At 56.3% G+C, this 19,458-nt stretch carries 7 protein-coding genes; all 7 read right to left on the reverse strand.

Annotation, left to right across the window (positions count from 1 at the left end):
- Window positions 1-923: 923 nt before the first annotated feature.
- Complete coding sequence (locus CBM2586_RS11570) at window positions 924-2,111, reverse strand: HNH endonuclease (RefSeq protein WP_172587071.1); 1,188 nt, start codon at window positions 2,109-2,111, stop codon at window positions 924-926.
- Window positions 2,108-2,863, reverse strand: a complete 756-nt coding sequence (locus tag CBM2586_RS11575) for a hypothetical protein (protein ID WP_145987400.1) — start codon at window positions 2,861-2,863, stop codon at window positions 2,108-2,110. Before CBM2586_RS11575 ends, CBM2586_RS11570 begins: the two co-directional genes overlap by 4 nt.
- Window positions 2,860-4,656, reverse strand: a complete 1,797-nt coding sequence (locus CBM2586_RS11580; protein ID WP_197723039.1) for a GmrSD restriction endonuclease domain-containing protein — start codon at window positions 4,654-4,656, stop codon at window positions 2,860-2,862. Before CBM2586_RS11580 ends, CBM2586_RS11575 begins: the two co-directional genes overlap by 4 nt.
- A 52-nt stretch (window positions 4,657-4,708) precedes the next feature.
- Window positions 4,709-6,472 carry a hypothetical protein gene (locus CBM2586_RS11585; RefSeq protein ID WP_240988085.1) on the reverse strand — a complete coding sequence of 588 codons (1,764 nt, stop codon included), beginning with the start codon at window positions 6,470-6,472 and terminating at the stop codon, window positions 4,709-4,711.
- Between the two features lie 225 nt (window positions 6,473-6,697).
- Window positions 6,698-11,158 carry an Eco57I restriction-modification methylase domain-containing protein gene (locus CBM2586_RS11590; protein ID WP_115687621.1) on the reverse strand — a complete coding sequence of 1,487 codons (4,461 nt, stop codon included), beginning with the start codon at window positions 11,156-11,158 and terminating at the stop codon, window positions 6,698-6,700.
- A 31-nt stretch (window positions 11,159-11,189) separates the two neighbouring features.
- Window positions 11,190-14,039, reverse strand: coding sequence for a helicase-related protein (locus CBM2586_RS11595; protein ID WP_115687623.1), 2,850 nt, complete (start codon window positions 14,037-14,039; stop codon window positions 11,190-11,192).
- A 9-nt stretch (window positions 14,040-14,048) separates the two neighbouring features.
- On the reverse strand, window positions 14,049-19,361 hold the full coding sequence (locus tag CBM2586_RS11600) for a DEAD/DEAH box helicase (protein WP_115687625.1): 5,313 nt from the start codon (window positions 19,359-19,361) through the stop codon (window positions 14,049-14,051).
- Window positions 19,362-19,458 lie beyond the last annotated feature (97 nt).

The raw sequence follows: 19,458 nt of genomic DNA on the forward strand, positions 1-19,458 counted from the left end.
GTCCTGTTTGCCCCCGACCGCTCAACCTGCTTCATCGGCAATAGATGATGGGGGGCAGAGTATTGAATCATCGACGTCCCCGAGCCCCTGCCTTACCCTAGCATGAGTCATCGCAATCTGACTTGGCTCATTCCATAAGCGATTCCGAGTACGAGCATCTCCGTCGAGGTCCGCGTCGGCCTGGCGGAGAACATTCCCACCCTCACGAGTGGGGTCGAAGTAGATTCTTGGACACGGAATTCTCTTCGACGCAGTGCATTGCCAGTAGAATTTACGGGTGTTATCTCGCTCCTGTAGGGGACCTTGCCGAATAGTCATGACGCCTCCGCACGAGCAGGCCTTTGTTGCCATGAGGCCTGTATTCGCGCTGACCTCATCCGAGGTCACCGGTGCGACTACGAGGTCCTCGCTAGCGTCGTGCAGTTCCTTTGCCGCCTTTTCTGCGTGCTCATGTTCCAGCGCCGCACGATGCTTTCCTCGCTCGGCATTAATCTCATCAAGACGTTCTCGGTCTATGTCTCTTAGCCTGCCATCTCGCCGCGCTCGTGCATGAATTTCTACTTCCTCTTCAGCAAGGCTTACAGCCGAACGTCGAACATGTTCAGTGGCAACCTTTACAGCTTCAGTTATCGCCCTGCTCACGGCCGACCTGTCAATCTCCTCCAGCACACTTTTGACGACATGTTGGACGACAGGAGTTACGGCCTTTGACAAACGCTTTCGCACCAGAGAATAGCGACTCGAGAACGCCCATTCTGAACCTCCCCTTTATTCTTCACAGAACCTCACAACACCCCCCGACTGTTCCATCGCGACCATTCTAGATGTATGATTTGACCTTGTATGCTTCATCGAAGATGTTTTCCAACACTAGGTGAGCGCCTCTCATTGCGTCAACTACAGCCTTCCCTTTCGCAGCAACGCTACGCGTAGTGGAATACGTTCTCGCGGTGATAAGCAAGATACCGCTTGTGCCCTGACGTTATCGTTTCTAGGCCCCATTCCAGATGGACGCCGAGTTGCTTGAGCGCGGCCGCCGATAGTCCGCGACTCACCAGTAGCGCCCCGCCATCGGAAAAACTAATCCAGCCACCATCAAAAAGCGCGTCTAGATGCGGAGCTAACAACAAGCCGTTAAAGACGTCTAGCCGCTCGGCGTCGGATTCGCATTCTGCCCACGGTTTAATATGGGACGCTCTCAACAGCGGCACGATTTCCAGGCCCGTCACTGCGCACCGGCCCTGCCAATAGTCCACTAGCGCGTTGCGGAATAGGTTCTGCCCAACCCGTTGTACGACAAGCCTTTCGGCTTCTGTGGATAGTGGCAGCGTCCTGACTTCGGCCTCGAACTGCCCAATTGCCTCACCGCTCATTACTCGAGCAACTCTAGCCGCGCGAACCAGCAGGCGATGTAGCGTTTCGTAGCCGGCGACTGCCTCCGCCCAAGCGGGCCAGGGACCGTTCTGCAATGTCAATGAGAATGCGAAGTCATCAGCCATTTTCCTCCCCCAATCTGCATCGGAGAATCCAACGCGATAGCTTCCACCTGCGAACTGGGACACGCCGATAATCTGCGGGAAGGCACTACAGCGGAAAATTAACCAATTCCCCTCCCCCAACGGGGTGACGTCGAAGCCGGCGTCCACCGCTGCCTTCTCCACCTTCGCCAGCTCAAGTGGGTGCCAAGGCGCTGCCGCGCCATCCCGGGGCTCAAGCCTCTCTCTGCCCGCGTACCATCGCAACAGCGCCGCCAGCGATGCTTCATCGGCAACGAGGCAAGATACTTGGTTTGGCGATGCCAATCGCGAATCCCGCTGCGTCTTGATGCGTGAGCCCTCGTAGGGTGCGTCGAGAACCTCTATCCCAGGCATCATGGGTAGGGTGCATCGCTCAAGCAGAATCCGTGTTTGTTGCGCCGGATGTTGCCCCGTCTGAATATCGGTGTTGCCCAACACAATCGCGAACTGCTTTCCCTTCGGCCCGCCGATGGCAAACAGCTGCGCCTTGCTTCTATCATGGCCATCAAACCGATGAATGCCCAACTCGCTGGCCAAGGGGCCGTCAATGACGTCAAGTGCTTGGCCTGCCGGAAATTTGACAATAGTCGTCATTCCTCGCCTCCACCCTTCATCCCCGAAGAATCGGACGGCTTCGCCAATAGCGGGAGTCGAAGTGATTCCGCTATCTGTTGCCATTGCACACGGATGAGCTCATGCTCATCCTGTGCCAGTGCCGCGTCTCGCAACACATTTAATGGATACCAACTTTTATTCTTCTCCTGATACAGAACCCGGTCATAGATATTTCCGGTATGCGACTTGCGCCATGGCTCAAACTCCTCCGAAAGACGAGTGAATGCATGGTTGAGGCTGTCCAATGGCGTCTCGGATACCTCCTGCGGGACCTTCACCTGACTTGTGACTATGCCCTTTGGTTGCGTCCCTTGCACGCTCAGCCAGATGCCGCCATCGTTCCCGGGATGCTTCCGTATTTGTTGCTCCGTTGGCCCGCCAATGCTCACCTTCACGAACATGGTATCTCCCGAGCGAACGACATGAAAGTAGTTCGGCGACAGGGACACCGCGCTCTTCGAAATCAGGTACTTCCTCAAGCTGTCGCTCAACGGAACTTTTGGCTTCACGGTCAAGGCGACCAGCAATTCTGTTCCCGCCGAAAGTATCTTGTGCTCAGTCCTCTTGCTCAGCAATGCCAGAAAGTTCTTGTCAACAATCGCGCCTCTATTCAGGACAAGGTCAGCGACCGTGCCTTCACGCGCAGGAACAGGACCCCCATATAGGAACTCCCACCGTCCATTGATGAATTGAACAGGGATGCGAATCGGCGCGGCATCATAGGGACTCATACTTCCCCCACCAGTCGCTCATGGCCGGCACGAATAACTTCCGCAATCAGCGGTCGCCGAGCTACCAGGAAGCTCTGATAATTCATCGACTCCCAGCCATCTGGGAGACCATGCCAGCGTTTCATATCCGCAAGGTCTGTGCTTGAGAACCGTGCTGCATACTTTGACCAATAGGTCGATGGGGCGATATCGGAGATAGCAATGTTGTCATCCCACTCAACGAGCGCGTAGTTTGCAATCTGGTTGGTATCGCGGAGTTCCTTTATGCCGATGCTGTGGAGATAGCGCTTGGGAAATAAATGATGACGCTCCAGCGGCTTCTTGTTTCCCACCGCCGGCGGGTCAAGCAAGTCAGCCACCTTGCTCTTCGAAAACAATGCCTTCGCCTCGCACAAGACCAACGAGGCATAGTACGCAAACAAGCTGGGGCTTCGGCTTGCCGACGTCGAAAGCTCAAGAGGAAGCGTCTTCGTCCAGAAATCGTTAGTTAGCGATGCAGCCTCAACGTCAAGCAGAGTCTTGACGAATGCCTCGGCGTCATTCGTTCCTGGTAGGAGCGCAAGGTCTTTCTCGTATTGTGACTCGGGGGAGTTCGTATAGCGCCCCGTCAACAGCGACATGAATATCCACCGCGCCACAGCTTGCTTAAGCACGAAAGGTTCGACACCAAATTCGGTACGCCCAATCAGGTAAAGCTGGTAGGCAAACAACAGCGCACCCTCCGAACTGACATATCGTAGGTTGCGATATCCAGCATACCGCACCACGTTTAGGAAATCCGCCCAATGGGTCGGATTAAGCACACGACTCTGTGCCTCCCGAAGTTTCGCAAACTGCATAGTCCGCCTGCCGGCATCGAACTCCTTCGTACGAAGGTCCTTGCCGCGCAGTATGGAATAGACATGCTCCAAGCGTCCCCGCCGGAATGCAACGCCAACATCCACTCGCAATAGTTGGTCTGGCTCTGGTTGGAAGATTGGGTTGAACGGGCTCGCTCCATTTCCCGGAAGCGGTTTGCGCGTTCCAATACTGAAACGCTCCAGGTCCGTACGGCCTTCATCCCAAAAAACTGACATCAGTGTAAGAATGAAATCCGATTGGTTAAGCTTCTTGCCCTCACTGTTAATACGCACAAAGACGTCAGCCACCTGCTCCTCATCGGCACTCTGCGTTAGTTCGAGAGCGACGAATGGGTATTCCTTTAGACCTGCCAGCCGCCCGATTGCTTTTACAATCTTTTGCCGTTCTTCCTTGGAGACTTCGCGAACGAGCGACAACCGCTCCAGATAGTCGGATATGGTTTCGTAGGTATCCTTGACGAACACTTCCGAGATATCCACGATGAACTCAGGTTTCTTATCTGTCGTCGCGTCCGGTACGGCAAAACTGCCCTCTAGTGGATTGAAGGCGATGCGAATGAATTCGTGCTCGAAGTTCTCGCGCAGCACGGCTTCTTTGCGCACCACGGCATAGAGCGATGTCAACCGTTGCTGCCCATCAACAATAAGCAGGGATGGAGCTTTCTGCTTCACCTCAAGCCCAATCGCTTTGGTACCGACGTTGTCCGCACCAGTCTGCCAGAACAGGAAGTATCCTACTGGGTAGCCCTTATACATTGAGTCAAACAGGTCTCTGACCTTTGCGTTTGACCAAACAAAGGGCCGCTGGATATCCGGCAACGCAATCCTGCCCAAGCCAATGTCATGGATGAGCCCATTGAGGGTATAGCGGACTTCCGTGAAAAGAGTACCCGTCATTTTTAAGTATTTATATCTTTCATAGTTCTTCTTCACGCAGCAATCTTCTGCGCGTCATTCTCGAGTCATCGACCAGCGAGATAAGCCTTCAAATACCTGGCAATTGTGTAGTAAGTCTCCGCTTGAAAAGCAAATGCTCGCCGGCCCCTGGATGCAACGTCAATGCGAGGTAGTTGCCGGTCCGCAATTCTTCTGGCGGAGGCGATGTCGTAGTCACTATATATTGAAATGGAATCGCGTCTTTGGACTTGGCTAGTGCTTTCCCTGCCTCCAAAGCCATCGACAGAAATTCGCGATACAGACGCTCACTCATGTCGGCCTCTCGCGGACAGTCGTGAACAAGAAAACCAGGATGCTGACTGGCTACTGTAGTTGCCGAATCAATTAGGCAAGTGATATCGCCAAGGAGAACCTCGAGAACTTGATATGCTTCCCCGCCTACGGCAAGTTCGAACAGACGCTCATCTGATTCCGGAACAAATCGACCGTGCCCCGCTTCCCCCAGAAGTCTCGTTGCAACAAGTCGGGTGAGCGTTGCCAACGCTTCGGCGCGACCAGACCGTTCTTGACTTCGCTTGAGTAAAGCAGCCTTCCTACTGTTCAGTTCCAGTTCCTGTGCATCGCGCTTCGCGCGTGCTTGCACAAGCTCCTGAGATTCCTCGCCTCCCGCCTGTGCCCCGATACGCGATTCCAAATCTGTCCAAATCGATTCCAGATAGGCCCGTTCCGCTTTGCTTGTTCCCTTGCGCATCTGCAGACGACGAACGGCCGCTCGCTTCTCGCCGACAAGCGCTTCCAGGCCGCTCAACTCCCTCATGCACGAAAGCTCCGCTTGGGTTGCGTCATGCAGTTCGGCTAGTAATCTCTGTTCGTCAGCTTTTACTTCGCGCTGGCCAATGAGACCATGCAGGCTTTGGGAGCGCTGACGGTTGACAACATAGTCGCAGGCCGAGAAGTCGACATTTCCGTGTCGACACAATCCAGCTAGATTGCGCAACTCCTGCAGCTCGCCTACAAGTCGCGTGTACTCCGCCTGATTGGCATCAAGCAAGGCTTTGGCGATTTCCTTTTCCTTCGTTCGCAGAACGAGTTCGCGCCGAAGCGGCTGGAGCTCAGACAATAGCGGAGCTAACTCGTCCTCAGCGATTGTAGTTTCCTCATCCAGCTGAGTCTCGTCAGCCTCCGCCCGCGACACGGCATCAGTCACCAACGACTGCAACGATGGCCCTAAGGTTGTATCAAAGACAGGTACGCTCTTATCAACCTCTAGCTGACGTCTAAGCTGTTTCTCGGCATGAGCCAGACTCATTGCGGGTTCACGCTCCAACTCCGACAGTCGTTCTTCGAGACTCTTCAGCGTAACCTGAGCGGCGTCCGCATCCCGAATTAACCTGTCGCCCTCAGCATCCAATAGCCCCAGAACCGACTGAACAAAGAGCGGCGGGTCCTGACGGGGCCGTCGGAATCCCAATCCATCTCCATCGCGCCAATGGAAGAAGCCGTCAAAGCGCGTCCTTTGGTCTCGGATACACCAAGCAAGCAGGTGCCTCCATTCCAAAGTCTGGTTGCTGCCAGGCAATGACTGGGCTGGCAGCTTTGCAATAAACGACTCATGCAGCGCTTGCGAAAAATCTGAGAAGTCACCATGCGGCGACCCTGAAATCAAGGGTTCAAGCTCGCGCCCCAAGCCCGCGAAGGATGTTCCTTGGCCGTATGGCCGATAGACCATCCAGGCGGTCCCATCGACATGAACTTGCGCGGCAACTCCCCCTTTTGGAAACGCACCAGCCGCCTTTTCACGCAACGCAGAAATTGAGGGCGCGTCGTCCCCAAGACAATAACGGAGCAACAAGCACAGTGAGGTCTTTCCAACGCCATGGCCTGCGCTAGCGAGCCCTGATGCGTCGTTCGATTCCGGCTCCCTTGCCCAGATAACGTTCAGACCGGGACGTAGGCCTATTTCTCGGACAATGGCTAAGGGCTCCCTTGACTCCAGTAGCCACAACCGCTCAATCCAAAGCCGAGGTAGTTCTCTGGCCGGCGAGTAACCTTGAAGCCAGCTTGCCATCGTTCCTCCTTAATCTGCACTAGTACCGGTAGACTTGCTGAGTTCGCCTCTCTCTGTCAAACGAGTACCATCCTGGCGAGCGACTCCCGCCTTCGAGTCGAGCGTCCACATCAGCTTGGCCAACTCCGCATGCTCTGGCACGCTTCGCACATCTTTTGGGAGCTGATTGTTTCCGCGAATGAAAACAGTCGTCGTCCCCCTACGCTCGCGTCGAACCGACTGACCCACCTCGAGGCGTTCAACAAACGGGGGAATCTTTGTCAGGCACGTAGGCAAAGCAAGTTCGCTGGTACTTGCGACGAGCGCTCGCAACCGCTCCGAGTCCTTGGGTTCAAGATACAACTCAGGGTATCCTGGGGCTGTTGCCCGACTGACGATGGTCTGCAGTTCGGAGATGGAGATGCCACTCTCATATTGCGCAATCAGCTCGGCAATCAATCCAGCGAGCTCCGCTTCAGCTTCACTACTGATAACGCCGAGTTCCGAGTAGACGACTGAACCTTGGCTCGTCAAGAGCATATCTGTGCCCAAGGCACGCGACTCTAAACGGTCCCATGCGTCGAGTACCAACCGCCGAGTTCTGAATTCACCGAACTCGCGAATCTCATTATTCTTTAAGCCCCTGAACGTTTCGGATGGATAGTCATCTCCCATCACGTCAGCCGGGTCAAGAATGTAGCGCAGCTCATCGCGAGTCAAGCCGTAGAGACGCGCGTAGTAAGCATCCAGCTCAGCCCGCAAAATAGCGCGACGCTCTGGATTCCAAGGAAAAGGGTCACCCTTATAGCCTAAATCCTCTGCCCATGAACTAAGGTCGTGGGCCGTATAGGTTAGCTCAAGCACACGAGGAAGAATAAACAACCCATCCTCGGCATCAAAACTATCCGGAGACAATACCGGGAGCTGCTTAACTGTGAATGGAGTTAGACTTGTAGTCCCCAATTTCTGACGGGCTACAAAGTCACAAACCATTGACGACAGACACCCAAGAAGATAGCCGGCCATTGATGCATATTCTTCAGCGATAATAATTATCGGGAACTTGTGACCAATACCAACCAATGGGAGGACGGCTGGTATCAATGTTCTTTCATTTGTAGGGCTAGTAATCTCCTTCCACCCAATAACCCATTTTCTATTCCATCGACTTCCCGCTTGCTTCTCGACCTCTGATTCTGCCACCCAGTAGCGTGGCATGGGTTGTCGATTTGGATTTTGATGTTCGACATCCGTCAGCGCCTCTGATTGACCCTGCCGAAGAATCGCTGTGTCACTGATGACCACGTCAGCGGCCCGATGGTCATACAGAGAAACCATCTTTCCTTCGTAAAGAGGCAACCATCTTTCATCGCCGGCCACGAATGTGTTCCCATCCTGAAGGAATCCAGCCCTCTCCAATTTCTCTTTATTGCGGAACAATTTAGAGTGCCCAGCCATATTAAACAGCCCCGGCCGGGTGCTAATTTTCCATGGGTTTCCGGTGTCGGAACCCTCGTTAAGAAAGACTGTGCCACCCCGATAAATACGCTTGGTCACTTCAGCGTCGTACTTACTCCTGAATGCCGAAGCAGTTTTCGTATTTGGATTAAGCATGGCGAAATCCTCCCTGCCCATCCTAAACATTCTCCGTCCATCATGGATATCCCGCACCGAGTGTGCGTAGAATACGAACATCGGCTCATCACTTAATCCTGCGTCCTCTGAGGCAAGAGTAACGAGGGAGAATTTTGTTCTCGAATCAATACCCGGGAAAATTGGCAACCGATTTTCGAAGTCAAAAAGACTGATTAATGAACTCGACGTAACGAGGGCTTCAAAAAATGTCTTTGTCGTATCATCGGTTGCAATACCTGACGGCACAACCAAGCCTACCCTTCCCGCTGGATGGATAAGTCTCCAAGCCAACTCAGAGAACAAGGAGAATGTATTACTCCGCCCCCTGCCTGTAAGAGGGAATCGGCCACTATCCTGCACAAAAGACCTTTGCGCCTCGGAATTACGCGCGGCCTTCAGATAGGAAGCATACAAACTCGGGTTCTCAAATTGAAGTTCAGCAACAAGCTTTGCCCTGTCATCGGAACTTGGGGCGTTGGCTATACTTGGAGCTGATGCTGCAAAGAACTCTTGGTCCCGAAAGACAAGTTGGTCCCAAGGCGGATTGCCAAGAATGACGCTAAATCCGCCAGCTTTATATACATGTGGGAACTCCTGCCACCAATGAAAAGCCTGCGAAATATGCGCAAATTCAGTTGCCGCTGCTGCAACACCCGGCCGAGGCTCATCACCGTTTAGTACCAACCAAAGGTCCTGACTAGTCGGCACTTGCTTTTCGGCTTTTAGCGTCTTTGGAACGAAAAATGAGGCGACGAGCAGGTCTGCAGCGAGTCGCTCATTCGATGTAGCGATGTTCATCTCGAGTTCTCGATATGCCGCTCGCTTTGCTTCGAGTGCTTCGAGAGTATCGTCTACCAAGGACTCGATGGCATCGGATTTGGCTGCCGATTCTAGCCCAAGGGGCATAATTCGGCGCGATTTCTCCTTTGCCGTTCGAATAGCTTTAAGTGCTTGACGGTTAGCCTTCTTTAGCTCCTTAGCTACGTCTTTATCATCACCCGACATTGCATCAAATGCGCCATCAGGGACACCATTCTCCAAAATCTCTGGGGCGAGAATGCCGAGCAGCGCATCACCGCATCGAAGATGGTGGTCAAGAAAAGTTAAGGGCCGGTCAGGCGTATAGGCTTCTAGCCAAAGCGCGGTTCGTGCCAACTCAACCGCCATCGGATTCTTGTCAACACCATAAATGCAATGGGCCACAACATCGCGGAGAGCGCGGCGGAAGTCCTCGGGAAGAGGATTGCCATCTTTGGCGTTGAGTATTGCAACTTCCTCTGCAATACGGCGTGCGGCGGCTAACAGGAAATGGCCAGAACCACAGGCAGGGTCGCAGACGGTTAGACAAAGCAACGCTTTGACAGGCTCCTGCGGGTTCGCCTTTAACGTCTGGTCAATAACCGGCTCAAGCGCACTCTTAATCAGCTCCTGCACTAAGCTGTCAGGGGTGTAATACGAGCCGGTAAGCTTGCGGACATTACCCTTTGTACTGCCTTCTTCGCCATCACCAACGAAACCGAAAGTCCGCGCCCCGCCACTCAGCGTAACCATCGGTACCAATTCGAGCAGGCTCTCATAGACGCTTCCAAGCTCTTCGGAATCCATGTCGCGATAGTTCACCCGCGAAAGTGCCGCCCCGTCGCGGAAGAAGCATAAGCTGAACAGCGCGGTGAGCAGCGACTGGTTTTCCAGTGCGGCCCCGTCGAGGTCTGGGCATTGATTCGCATCGAACAGACCGCCCAAGGCGGGCAAGCCAAGCGCGGATTGGCCTTGGCTAAGGCCGGCAACCGTGATGGTCAATACCTTCCACAGGTCGCCATACCGGTCATAGCTTCGTCGACGCGCTGCGAGCTGACGCAGTCGCTGGAGGCTGTAGCCCGCCTGGTAGCGAGCCTTGGCTTCGGCCGTCGCGTCGGGCGCGAACATGAGTTCACGGTCCTCAATAGTGGCGAGGAAGATGAAACGATAGACCAAGCGCAACAACTGCTCGAAGAAAGCCTGTGTTGAAAGTTCCCCTTCTTGGATGCGCTCACGCAGCCCAGCATTGTCCGAGTGTGCAATAAATCCTGTGCCGAGTGCCCGCAATGCCTCGGTAACTCCATCCCGCAAGCGGTCACGAGCGCGAATACCGTCTTCTTGAGCGGTATTCCGCCAACGCTCCAGTGGACTATCCGCCAGCTCTGCGCCAACCCTGCTAAAACGGGTACCGTGAGCGAGCAGCCACAGCGCCGTGAAGTCCGGATACAGTCCTTCGGTGAAGACGGCCTCTAGGTCAGCTTCAATGTAGGCCGGGCGAGTCAGACTGGCATTGTCACGCAGAATGCGAAACCTCAGCCCATTGCTAACGATGCCCCAAAGCATCTGCTGACTCGCATTCAGGCACTCCTGTGTGAGGAGAAATGGCGAGCGACTGCGCAGGCCATCACCGTAACGCCTACCTGGCTTGTCCAGCCCTTGGTCATAGGCGGCAAAGACCAGCGGGACCCGACCATCCCCTGCGCTGAAGCCTATTGGGAAGACACGCTCATCAAGCACAAGCTGGCCAACTGACCGCAGGTCTGCAAAGCCGAGAACCTGGCGGCAGAATGGCTCCAGAAAATCTCGCACAGTAACGGCGTGCGTATCGACGTCTGAACGCTTGCGCTTGGCATCGAAGTCCTGCCAGAGGTTCTGGGCGATTTTCCAATAGCGACCGATTTCATCACGCAGTTTGAGGCCGCGCGGGATATCGTAGTCGGCCTCGGATTGCTCCGCCGCTTCCAAATGGGCGACCTTGTTGAGGAAGTCTGGGGCGAGCAGGCTTCCTTCGATGGCTAGAGCGGAAAAAGCGAGTTCGTGTGTTGAGCGGCGAGCCATATTCTTTTGAAATCCTATTTGTGAGCTGGCGTCAGGCCGGAATGAGGACAAAAACCCCTACGACATCGATTGGCAAGCTAGGGGTAACCCGGTATTCCCCTCGCGCATCCGAAGCCGCGCGAACGCGTCGATGGTCTTCAAGCAGTAGTTGGGCGCGGGTGCGAGCGACGGCTTCCAGCATGGATTGCCAGCCGGGGAGCTGGTCGAGCGCTCGCTGGATGTGCTGGTCGCGCAGCGGAGGCGGCATGTTACGACTGGGCACTGCAGCCATCAGGGCACGTGCCACGTCATCGTCGAGCAGCGTGGATTCATCACCTGCCGGCACGCCGACAGCCAGCGTTTCTTCACAAAGTAACAAGCTCGAATTGCCCCGGATGGTTACCGTTAGTTGGTGGCGCAGGCGAACCAGCAGTACCGTGGTGCGACTCGAAACCGCCTCAGTGAAAATGGCCCCCGCACGTGCCACGGCCTCTGCAACTAGTTCGGCCGCCCCACGCCCCTCGTCCAAGGCTGCTTCGAGCAGATAGTCAGCCAAGACAGAGACAAGTGGATGGGTACGATGAATGAACTGTGCAGCCGGCGCAGGAGGCTGGTGAAAATCGATATGCAGCGTACCTGCGAGTCCCTCGCCCTCCAGCCGCTCACCTACCACAGATGGCAAGCTATTCGCATGGAGCTTCCAATGGGTTGCGCCGCTTTTGGTGCTGTGCTCCAGCGGAGCCCCAAGTTGCATAGTCGCCCGTTTGACGAAGCGTTCAACATCCGATTCGCCACCCAGTACAGCCATGGTCTTTTGCCATTCCGGCAGCACATCCTCGGGCTTGAGGCGGCGTTGTGCAAAAAGAGTGCGGTTTTTTGCAGCCTTGTCCCGCGCCGACTGCCACGCTGTATCAATGGCCTCTTCTGGGGCCCCAAAGTCCAGGCCGAGTTGCGGTATCTTCGCTTTGGAAGTTCCCTTTCTTAGCAACACGGCGCCGACGAGCGCCTGAGTTAACTTGCCTTGGTCGTCCGGCATGGGGACGAGCACCCCAAGCTCCTTGCGGATGCTTTCCGCCTTGCGCAGAATGACCTGCAACACCGCGCCATCCACTGGGTTGTCCTGCCCGTAAAGCAAGGTAGTACGAACCTCACGGGCCTTCTGGCCGAAGCGGTCGACGCGGCCCTCCCGTTGTTCATGACGGGTGGGGTTCCAGGAAAGGTCGTAATGGACAACGGCCGTAAATAGGTTCTGAAGGTTGATACCCTCCGAGAGGCAGTCGGTCGCAACTAGAATACGCTGCTCCGCCTCACCCATCGCTTCCACGGCAGCCTCACGCTCGGCCGGTGCAAACTCGCCAGTGACGGCCGTGACCTGGTGGTCCGAAAATACGCGACGCAACTGTTCGGCCACGTAATGGGCGGTGGCGATATAGCGACAGAACACCACTGGCTGGAAGCCGTCATCGGTGAGTTCCTTGAGATGGTCGATAAGGCGCTTGAGCTTAGGGTCCTTGGCCGCGCCCGCTAGGCCTTCTGCACGTGTAACAAGGGCCTTCAGGAGCGTGCTGTCTTCCGTATTGGCCGCCGGCTCGATATCTTGGGTCGTCAGGTCATCCTCGGTGCCATCCAGGACGCGCTCCATGCCCTGTTCATCCGCTTCTTCGAGCGTCACGGCTTCCGCAATCTCATCCTGCTCCGCCAGCGCCTGCCCCTGTAGACGAGTCCGCAAAGCATTCACGGCTGCTTGTGGGGATGATGAGATGCAGCGTAGCAGCGCCAATGCTGCCCACCAGCTCATGCGTTGCTGCATCAAGCTCTGGTCTTCGGTGCGCATCACGAGCTCGCGAGCGTAGTCAAGCACGTCATCAAAAAGCTTGCCCCACTCTCCGGTCAGCTTGTACGTAATCTCGGTGGTCAGCCGCTCGGGGAACACTTGGCGGTCCTGCCACTCTTCGATATCCGGTCGACGACGCTGGACGAAGTGGTTGGCCAGTTGCTCGCGCAGCGGCCTGCGGCTATCCGGCGGGAGGTCCTTTAGCTCGCGGAATTCCGGTTTAAGGAGGCCGAGCAAGTTGTAGAACGCCTCTTCGTCACCGGAGTGCGGCGTCGCAGTGAGCAAGACCATATGCCGCTCAGGATTCTCGGCGAGCCCTTTCAACAAGGTGTATCGCTGTTGACGACCTTGACCACTGTACGTGCAAGTGTGCGCCTCATCGACGATAACGCACTCCGGGCACGCGCGCTGGAATTCGTCCCGACGGCGGTCTGACTTGATGTAATCCAGACTCACCACTGTAAAGGGATAGGCCTCGAAAACGGACTGGTTGGCGGGTAGCCCGCGCTCCAAACGGCCCGCAGTGGTGTTGCGTACCACAACAGCGTTAATGTGAAAGCGCTCCTTCAGTTCGCGCTGCCACTGCTCGCACAGATGCGGTGGACATAGCACCGCAAGGCGAGAAACCTCTCCACGGTCTAGGAGTTCGCGGACGATGAGCGCGGCCTCGATAGTCTTGCCAATACCGACGTCGTCGGCAACTAGCAGTCGAACCACGTCTTGCTTGAGGGCCATCAGAAGCGGAACCAGCTGGTAAGCACGTGGTTCAACGGCGATGTTGCCAAAACTGCGGAAAGGTCCAGCGCCCGTGCGGAGTTTTAGCTGGAGCGCGTCGCGCAGCAACTGACCTGCTGCAAAATTCGAAGCTTGCTCAACCCTGGGCCACGGGAATGTGGCGGGGCCAACCGGATGGGGTTCGATTGGCAAATAGATAAGTGTGGCGTCGTCTTCAGTAGCACCAAGCGGGCGAAGGTACAATGTATCGGCGAAGGACTGCGGAAGAACAATCCAATCACGACCACGGGCGGAAACGAGACTACCCGGCTGAAATGATGTTTGACCCGACATGATTGTTACTTACTTCCCAGTTCCAAAGAGTGCACCATGGTTGGCAAAGACTTCCGGCCAGCCGGCAGCGTCTTTCGGAAAGCGCACTACGTAGTAGCCAGCGCCCTCCAGGCATTGCGTAATAATGGAATCTGCCTCCGCCTGCTGCGGAGAATCGTGATGGGGACCATCTATAAAGATGGCGGCCTTCCAATCCTCGTAGAAAAAGTCAGCCTTCGTGTTGCAGCGTGCAATGCTCTCCTGACCACGGTCAGGCATGCGATAGCCATGTGCCTTGACGTGCTTGAGCCATGCATGTTCCAGCGAACTTCCTGCGAGCCGCTCCAACTCATCTCCCTGGGCCTCCGGCGTGCGACCAAAAGTCCCCACCACGCCCTCCGCACGGGTAAGCCGGCAAAGCACCTCGAGTACCTTGCCCTCGTTATCAATGTCCTGACGGTCAATATTGGAATGGTCGGGCTGGTTGTAGTACGAGAGCAGGCACTTGTAACAACCTGCTTCGCAGATTGGCCTGCCATCGGCATCCTTCTCTTGGTCCAGCCCCTCCGCGTTCCACTTGCCATCGGGTAAGGGGATGAAATGCATAATCGCCAACGCTTCGGCCGCCACAATGGCCAGCGCCCCGGGCTCAGTCGCAATCCGTGTGAGCACCCCGGCGCCTCCCTCCGCTGATTCGTAAAACAGAATCGAGTGGCGCAAGTCCGCTTTAGGCAGAGGCTCAGCCATCAATTCGCTCTCCTCCAGCTGATACACCGCCTCGATGCCACGCTTCAGAGCGTATTGCAGGGTTGCCATCGTATGCAGGCCAAGCTCCTCCACAGGACGGACAATGAGGACGTTCCTGCGGTCTTCGACATAAGGGACAATGCGCTGGGGCGGCGTCTTGTCCGGCGGAGCATCACCTTCTAGCTCGCCCGCCTCATCAGCCCCCCCCATCCAATGTCCTGTCACTGGGTTAATCATGAAGCCGAGGGTAGTCTTCTCCTTCCGGCGTCGCCAGCCAAGATTCATACGCCAAACCGTGGCAGCCGACCCGTACTGGAGTTCAAGGACGGGTCCCACCTCGTCTTTCAGCGCTGCATGTAGGACCTGTAAGTCGCCATCTTGCTCGCCAAACTGAACGGTCGTCTGCATCTCATAACCTTGACGGACGCGCTCCTCCTCGTTGGCCGTGATACGTTCGGCGCGTCGCGTTGATACGTTCTCGATGCGGTAGAGGTTCTGGACAGCGACCGCGTCGGCAAGCGACGCCTCGCACGACATGCAGCGGTCGGCATCACGTTGACCGCGAAAGTGTCCATAACCACAGGCTGGACACATGCGTGCCACCTCGGTCGCGAGCTTGGCGCCAACAGACACTTGGTCGTCGGCACCCACGGACAGCATCGCGCGTGTGACCCGATATTGACTGCCCTCATGATAGATAAGGCTGTACGGGCCGAACTCAGAGAGTGCCAGGAAGCGCGGGCGCGAGAGGAAATTCTCACGCCCGATTTTTCCCTTGCGCGCCGGGATATAGGCCATCAGGGGTAGGCGCGGAAAGTTGTAGCCGGGCAGGAACCCCTGACTGGCGAGATACCGGTAGGTATAGAAGTCTGAGTTTGCCGAGCCGGATTCCTGCAGCAAGAGCGATTGCTGACGGAAGGCTTCATCGTGCCGTTGCTTGGCGTCCCGACGTTCCCGCTCACTTGCAGCCGGGTTGTTCATTACCTTCTGGTTGATTTCCATCTGTCGCTTGGTCGCAGCGAAAAGGTCGCGCCAGCGGTCAAGCGCCTGGTCGAAGGAGTGGAACGCACGACGATAGACGTATTCCGCAAACGCGTCGTTGTACCAAGGTGCCTTATCAGTAGTTAGCTCCGAGGAAAGCATATCAAGCACCCGCAGCCCGCGAACATGCGCTCGCTTTTGCGGTGCATCAGCATCCATAGTTTGCCGGTACTCTTCAGTTAGTGGTGCCGTCAGGTCGTTCATATCCAACAGGCCACGCACGCTCTTGTCGAGTTTTTTACCGGTCTCGGACAGCCAGATGGCGTGCAGGTGGCTCTGGATAAGCTCCCGGTTGGCCAGGTCGAGAGTGGGCGGATTTACTTGACCGTGCACCATGCGGACTGGGTCGCGGAAGAAGTATTGGTCGTGCGGCGACTGGGCAGCGCAGTACGTAATAACCAGAGCCGGTTGACCCGCGCGACCCGCGCGTCCGCTGCGTTGCGCATAGTTCGCTGGCGTCGGAGGAACGTTGCGCAAATAGACTGTATTGAGCGAGGAGATATCGACGCCCAGCTCCATCGTCGGGGAACAAAACAACACGGGAAGCCACTCGAGCAGCTTGCCTTTCGCTTTGAGCCAGTCGTCGCGGTCTTTTGGGGTGAAACGAAAGCGCGCTTCGCGCTCCAGGCGGTCTTCCTGCTCAACTTGTGCCGTATGCTCTCTGGCCTCGAAATCGAACAAGCGGTGTACCGGATTGCCAAGCATGCCCGCAATGTTCGCATAAAGATTACGGAAGAACGCGTTGTCGTCTGCACCTCGCTTGCTTTGCCCGTCCCCATGGACCCAGACCAGGCCGGTACCATTGAGCTGGTAGCCCGTCATCCCAAATTCGGTCTCTTCGGACACAATCAATCCGTATGACTTCGCCGCCTTGAGCAGTGCGGTGACGATTTCCTGATAGTCGTCGTCCTTGATTTTGGCTGCGTGCGGGTTGTCTCGCTTGGCGCCATTCTGGTCCACTTCCTGCCAGGTGCTAGCTCGCTTCAGCGTCCTACCCAGCTTGGAGCGCGCGCTGCCCGACATCAGGTATTCGACATTTCGTCGGTCCTCATCCCTTGGCCTGCCCGTGGTGATAAACCAGTTCGCAGCGATGGGAGTCTCATCCTCGGTAAATCCCCACGGCTCCCGAAGGTTTGCGAAGCTTGCAGTCTTGAGTTTGTCGAGTTCGGTACGGTCCAGAAACCGCGAGGCAAGGCAAAGCCCCTGCCGCATCGCGTCAAAGAGCAGCACGAGAAGGCGTCTGCGCACAGCGGCAGACGCGGCCTGCAGTATCAGTGGGGCTTCTGCCCATTCGCTCGCGTCCGCAGCCAGCTCATCGATATCTTGGTACTCGATGCGCACGAGCCCGAGCTGCTCCAGATTGGGATTGTTAAAGCGCCACCCCCGACGCAGGTCGAAGTACACCCGATAGCCGAAAATGGCTCGCATGATGTCCTGGACCTGCCGGCGCGCGTTACCCTTGACCTCCGGCTCCTGCATATACTCGGCGCGCACGCCCGGGTCATCCCGGTCGAATCCGAGTGCACTGAACACAGCGTGTGACACCTCACCTTCGCTGAGTTGTCCACCGGATTGTTGGACCGCCGCGAGCAGTGCGGCGCGCTGGAGAAGGACTTGCAGAAAATCGTTGAAGTGCCCCACCTGCAGCGCGGCGTCCTGTCGATTGTCGGTGAAGCCGAGAACCTTCTTGGCCTCGTCCTTGAGCTGCGCATCCTCTTCATAAAGGTAGCGCAGGGCAGACAGGGTAAGCATCGTCGTTGCCGAACTCCGCCCCTCCCCGGACAGACCGGTAAGCCTTAGCGACTCCTTACCAGCCGTCTGATGTACAACGCCGCAGTTGAGGCAGAACCCAAAGCTCCCAGGAATGTACCAACCGGGTGTACCACCTGGCGCATGCCGCCCAGCTGCATCCACGCGAACGGAATGAGGCTGACGCTTCCGATAGTTTGACTTGAGCTTCAGGTCGCCATCTTTCTTTTGCTCAAGCCACGTCTCGGGATACCGGTCTAGCGTATCGTCCCAGATACCAGTAGTGTCAGGCATGAAGTAGCCGCTTTTGATGTCTTCGTCTTCATGCGTACGCTCTTCAATGCCTCTCGGATTGAAGATTCGGCTACCAGAGGCGCTCTCATCCCAGACGGGGGCATACTCCTGCCCGCACTCACGGCAGAAATGAAAGGCAAACAACCGGCGCTCGCGCTCGCCGGGGACATACTGACTACCCTCGAGGGTTAGGAAACGTTGGCTCTCCGGCTCCAGCGTGCCATAGACCTTGCTGCCGCCCGAAATGAATTGGTGAAGTTTGAAGGCAAAGAGGCTGCGACCGCCTTCGCTGGTTGGCTTGTCGGTGGTTCGGTATGCGAGAAGCAGGAAGTCGGCGAGCGTGCTGCGTGCCAAGTCCTCTTCGACGCCAGCGTCGATTGCTAGGCGTTCGCCCGCGTCAGATAGCTTAATGGGGCGTGCCCGTCGCCACTTGCCCTCATTGCGCATCAAGCCAAGGTTCAACTCGACCCAGACGGCTAGCGGATGCTCCGCCAACGCCGCAAATGACGGTGCCGAAGGCAAGCCTGCCAGAATCGCCTGCTTAAGCGCTGGCCGCACGTGGTCGACAAGCAAGTGTTCAGGCGTTACCCGCTGGAGCGTTTCGGTGATGACATTGGCAGCACCGATGGTCGTGCCGAACAAGCGGCTCGCAACCTCTGCCACCTTTTCGTTCTTCTCTTGCTCACTACCTTCGGTAGCCATGGTTGCCGACGTCCCGATGCACTGCAGCTTGTCCGCAAGTGCTTCACGAACACGACGCACAAGCAGTGCCACATCGGCACCCTGGCGGCCGCGATAGGTATGCAATTCATCAAGGACCAGGAAGCGCAACCCATTGGCATTGCGTATCACGGCCTTGTCCGTATCGTCCTGACGGGTCATCAGGAGCTCGAGCATCATGAAATTCGTCAGCAGGATATCGGGGGGATTCGACGCCAGGCGCTGGCGCTCGCCGTCATCCTCCTGTCCGGTGTAGCGCCCATAGGTCACGGGAGCATGGTCACCGTAATCAGCCAGGAACTTGCCAAGTTCCTCCAACTGGCTGTTGGCCAATGCGTTCATCGGGTAGATGACGATGGCCCGGGTGCGGGGAGTATTGTCGGATTCCTTGGCTTTCAGAATGGCATCGATGACCGGGATGAAATATGCGAGGGACTTGCCCGAACCGGTACCGGTCGTCAGGACGTAGCTCTCCCCACTCTGGGCAAAGCTGATGGCTTCTTCCTGATGCTTGAACAATGTCAATGGAGCGCCCGGACTTGAGGCTGACTTGCCGGCGCGGAAAATCCGAGCGCACTCGGCATGTAGGCCTCCAGCCTTAACCAGGGTCTCGACGTTGGAGCCCACCTTGAAATTGGGATTGACTTGGATTAACGGTGCAGGCCAGTAGCGTTCGGAGTCGTAGGCCGCATCGACGAACGACTTGATATCCTTCGCTCTGATGCGGGTGAAGCTACGCGTGAAGGTCGCGTAGTCGGAGACGAGTTTTCCCCGGAACTCAAAGACATCCATTTGACCGTTTCCCTGAAAAATGTAGCTGGCCAGCGGCTGCACGTGCCGAGCGAATCACCTGAACTCAACAACTTCACTACCTGCAAGACCAAAAGTT

It is taken from the genome of Cupriavidus taiwanensis (assembly GCF_900250115.1).
Lineage (GTDB): Bacteria > Pseudomonadota > Gammaproteobacteria > Burkholderiales > Burkholderiaceae > Cupriavidus > Cupriavidus taiwanensis_B.

Excerpts from the sequence above, each read along its gene's own strand:
- CBM2586_RS11570 (WP_172587071.1), bottom strand. The coding sequence starts at position 2,111 with ATGACGACTATTGTCAAATTTCCGGCAGGCCAAGCACTTGACGTCATT.
- CBM2586_RS11575 (WP_145987400.1), bottom strand. The coding sequence starts at position 2,863 with ATGAGTCCCTATGATGCCGCGCCGATTCGCATCCCTGTTCAATTCATC.
- CBM2586_RS11590 (WP_115687621.1), bottom strand. The coding sequence starts at position 11,158 with ATGGCTCGCCGCTCAACACACGAACTCGCTTTTTCCGCTCTAGCCATC.
- CBM2586_RS11595 (WP_115687623.1), bottom strand. The coding sequence starts at position 14,039 with ATGTCGGGTCAAACATCATTTCAGCCGGGTAGTCTCGTTTCCGCCCGT.
- CBM2586_RS11600 (WP_115687625.1), bottom strand. The coding sequence starts at position 19,361 with ATGGATGTCTTTGAGTTCCGGGGAAAACTCGTCTCCGACTACGCGACC.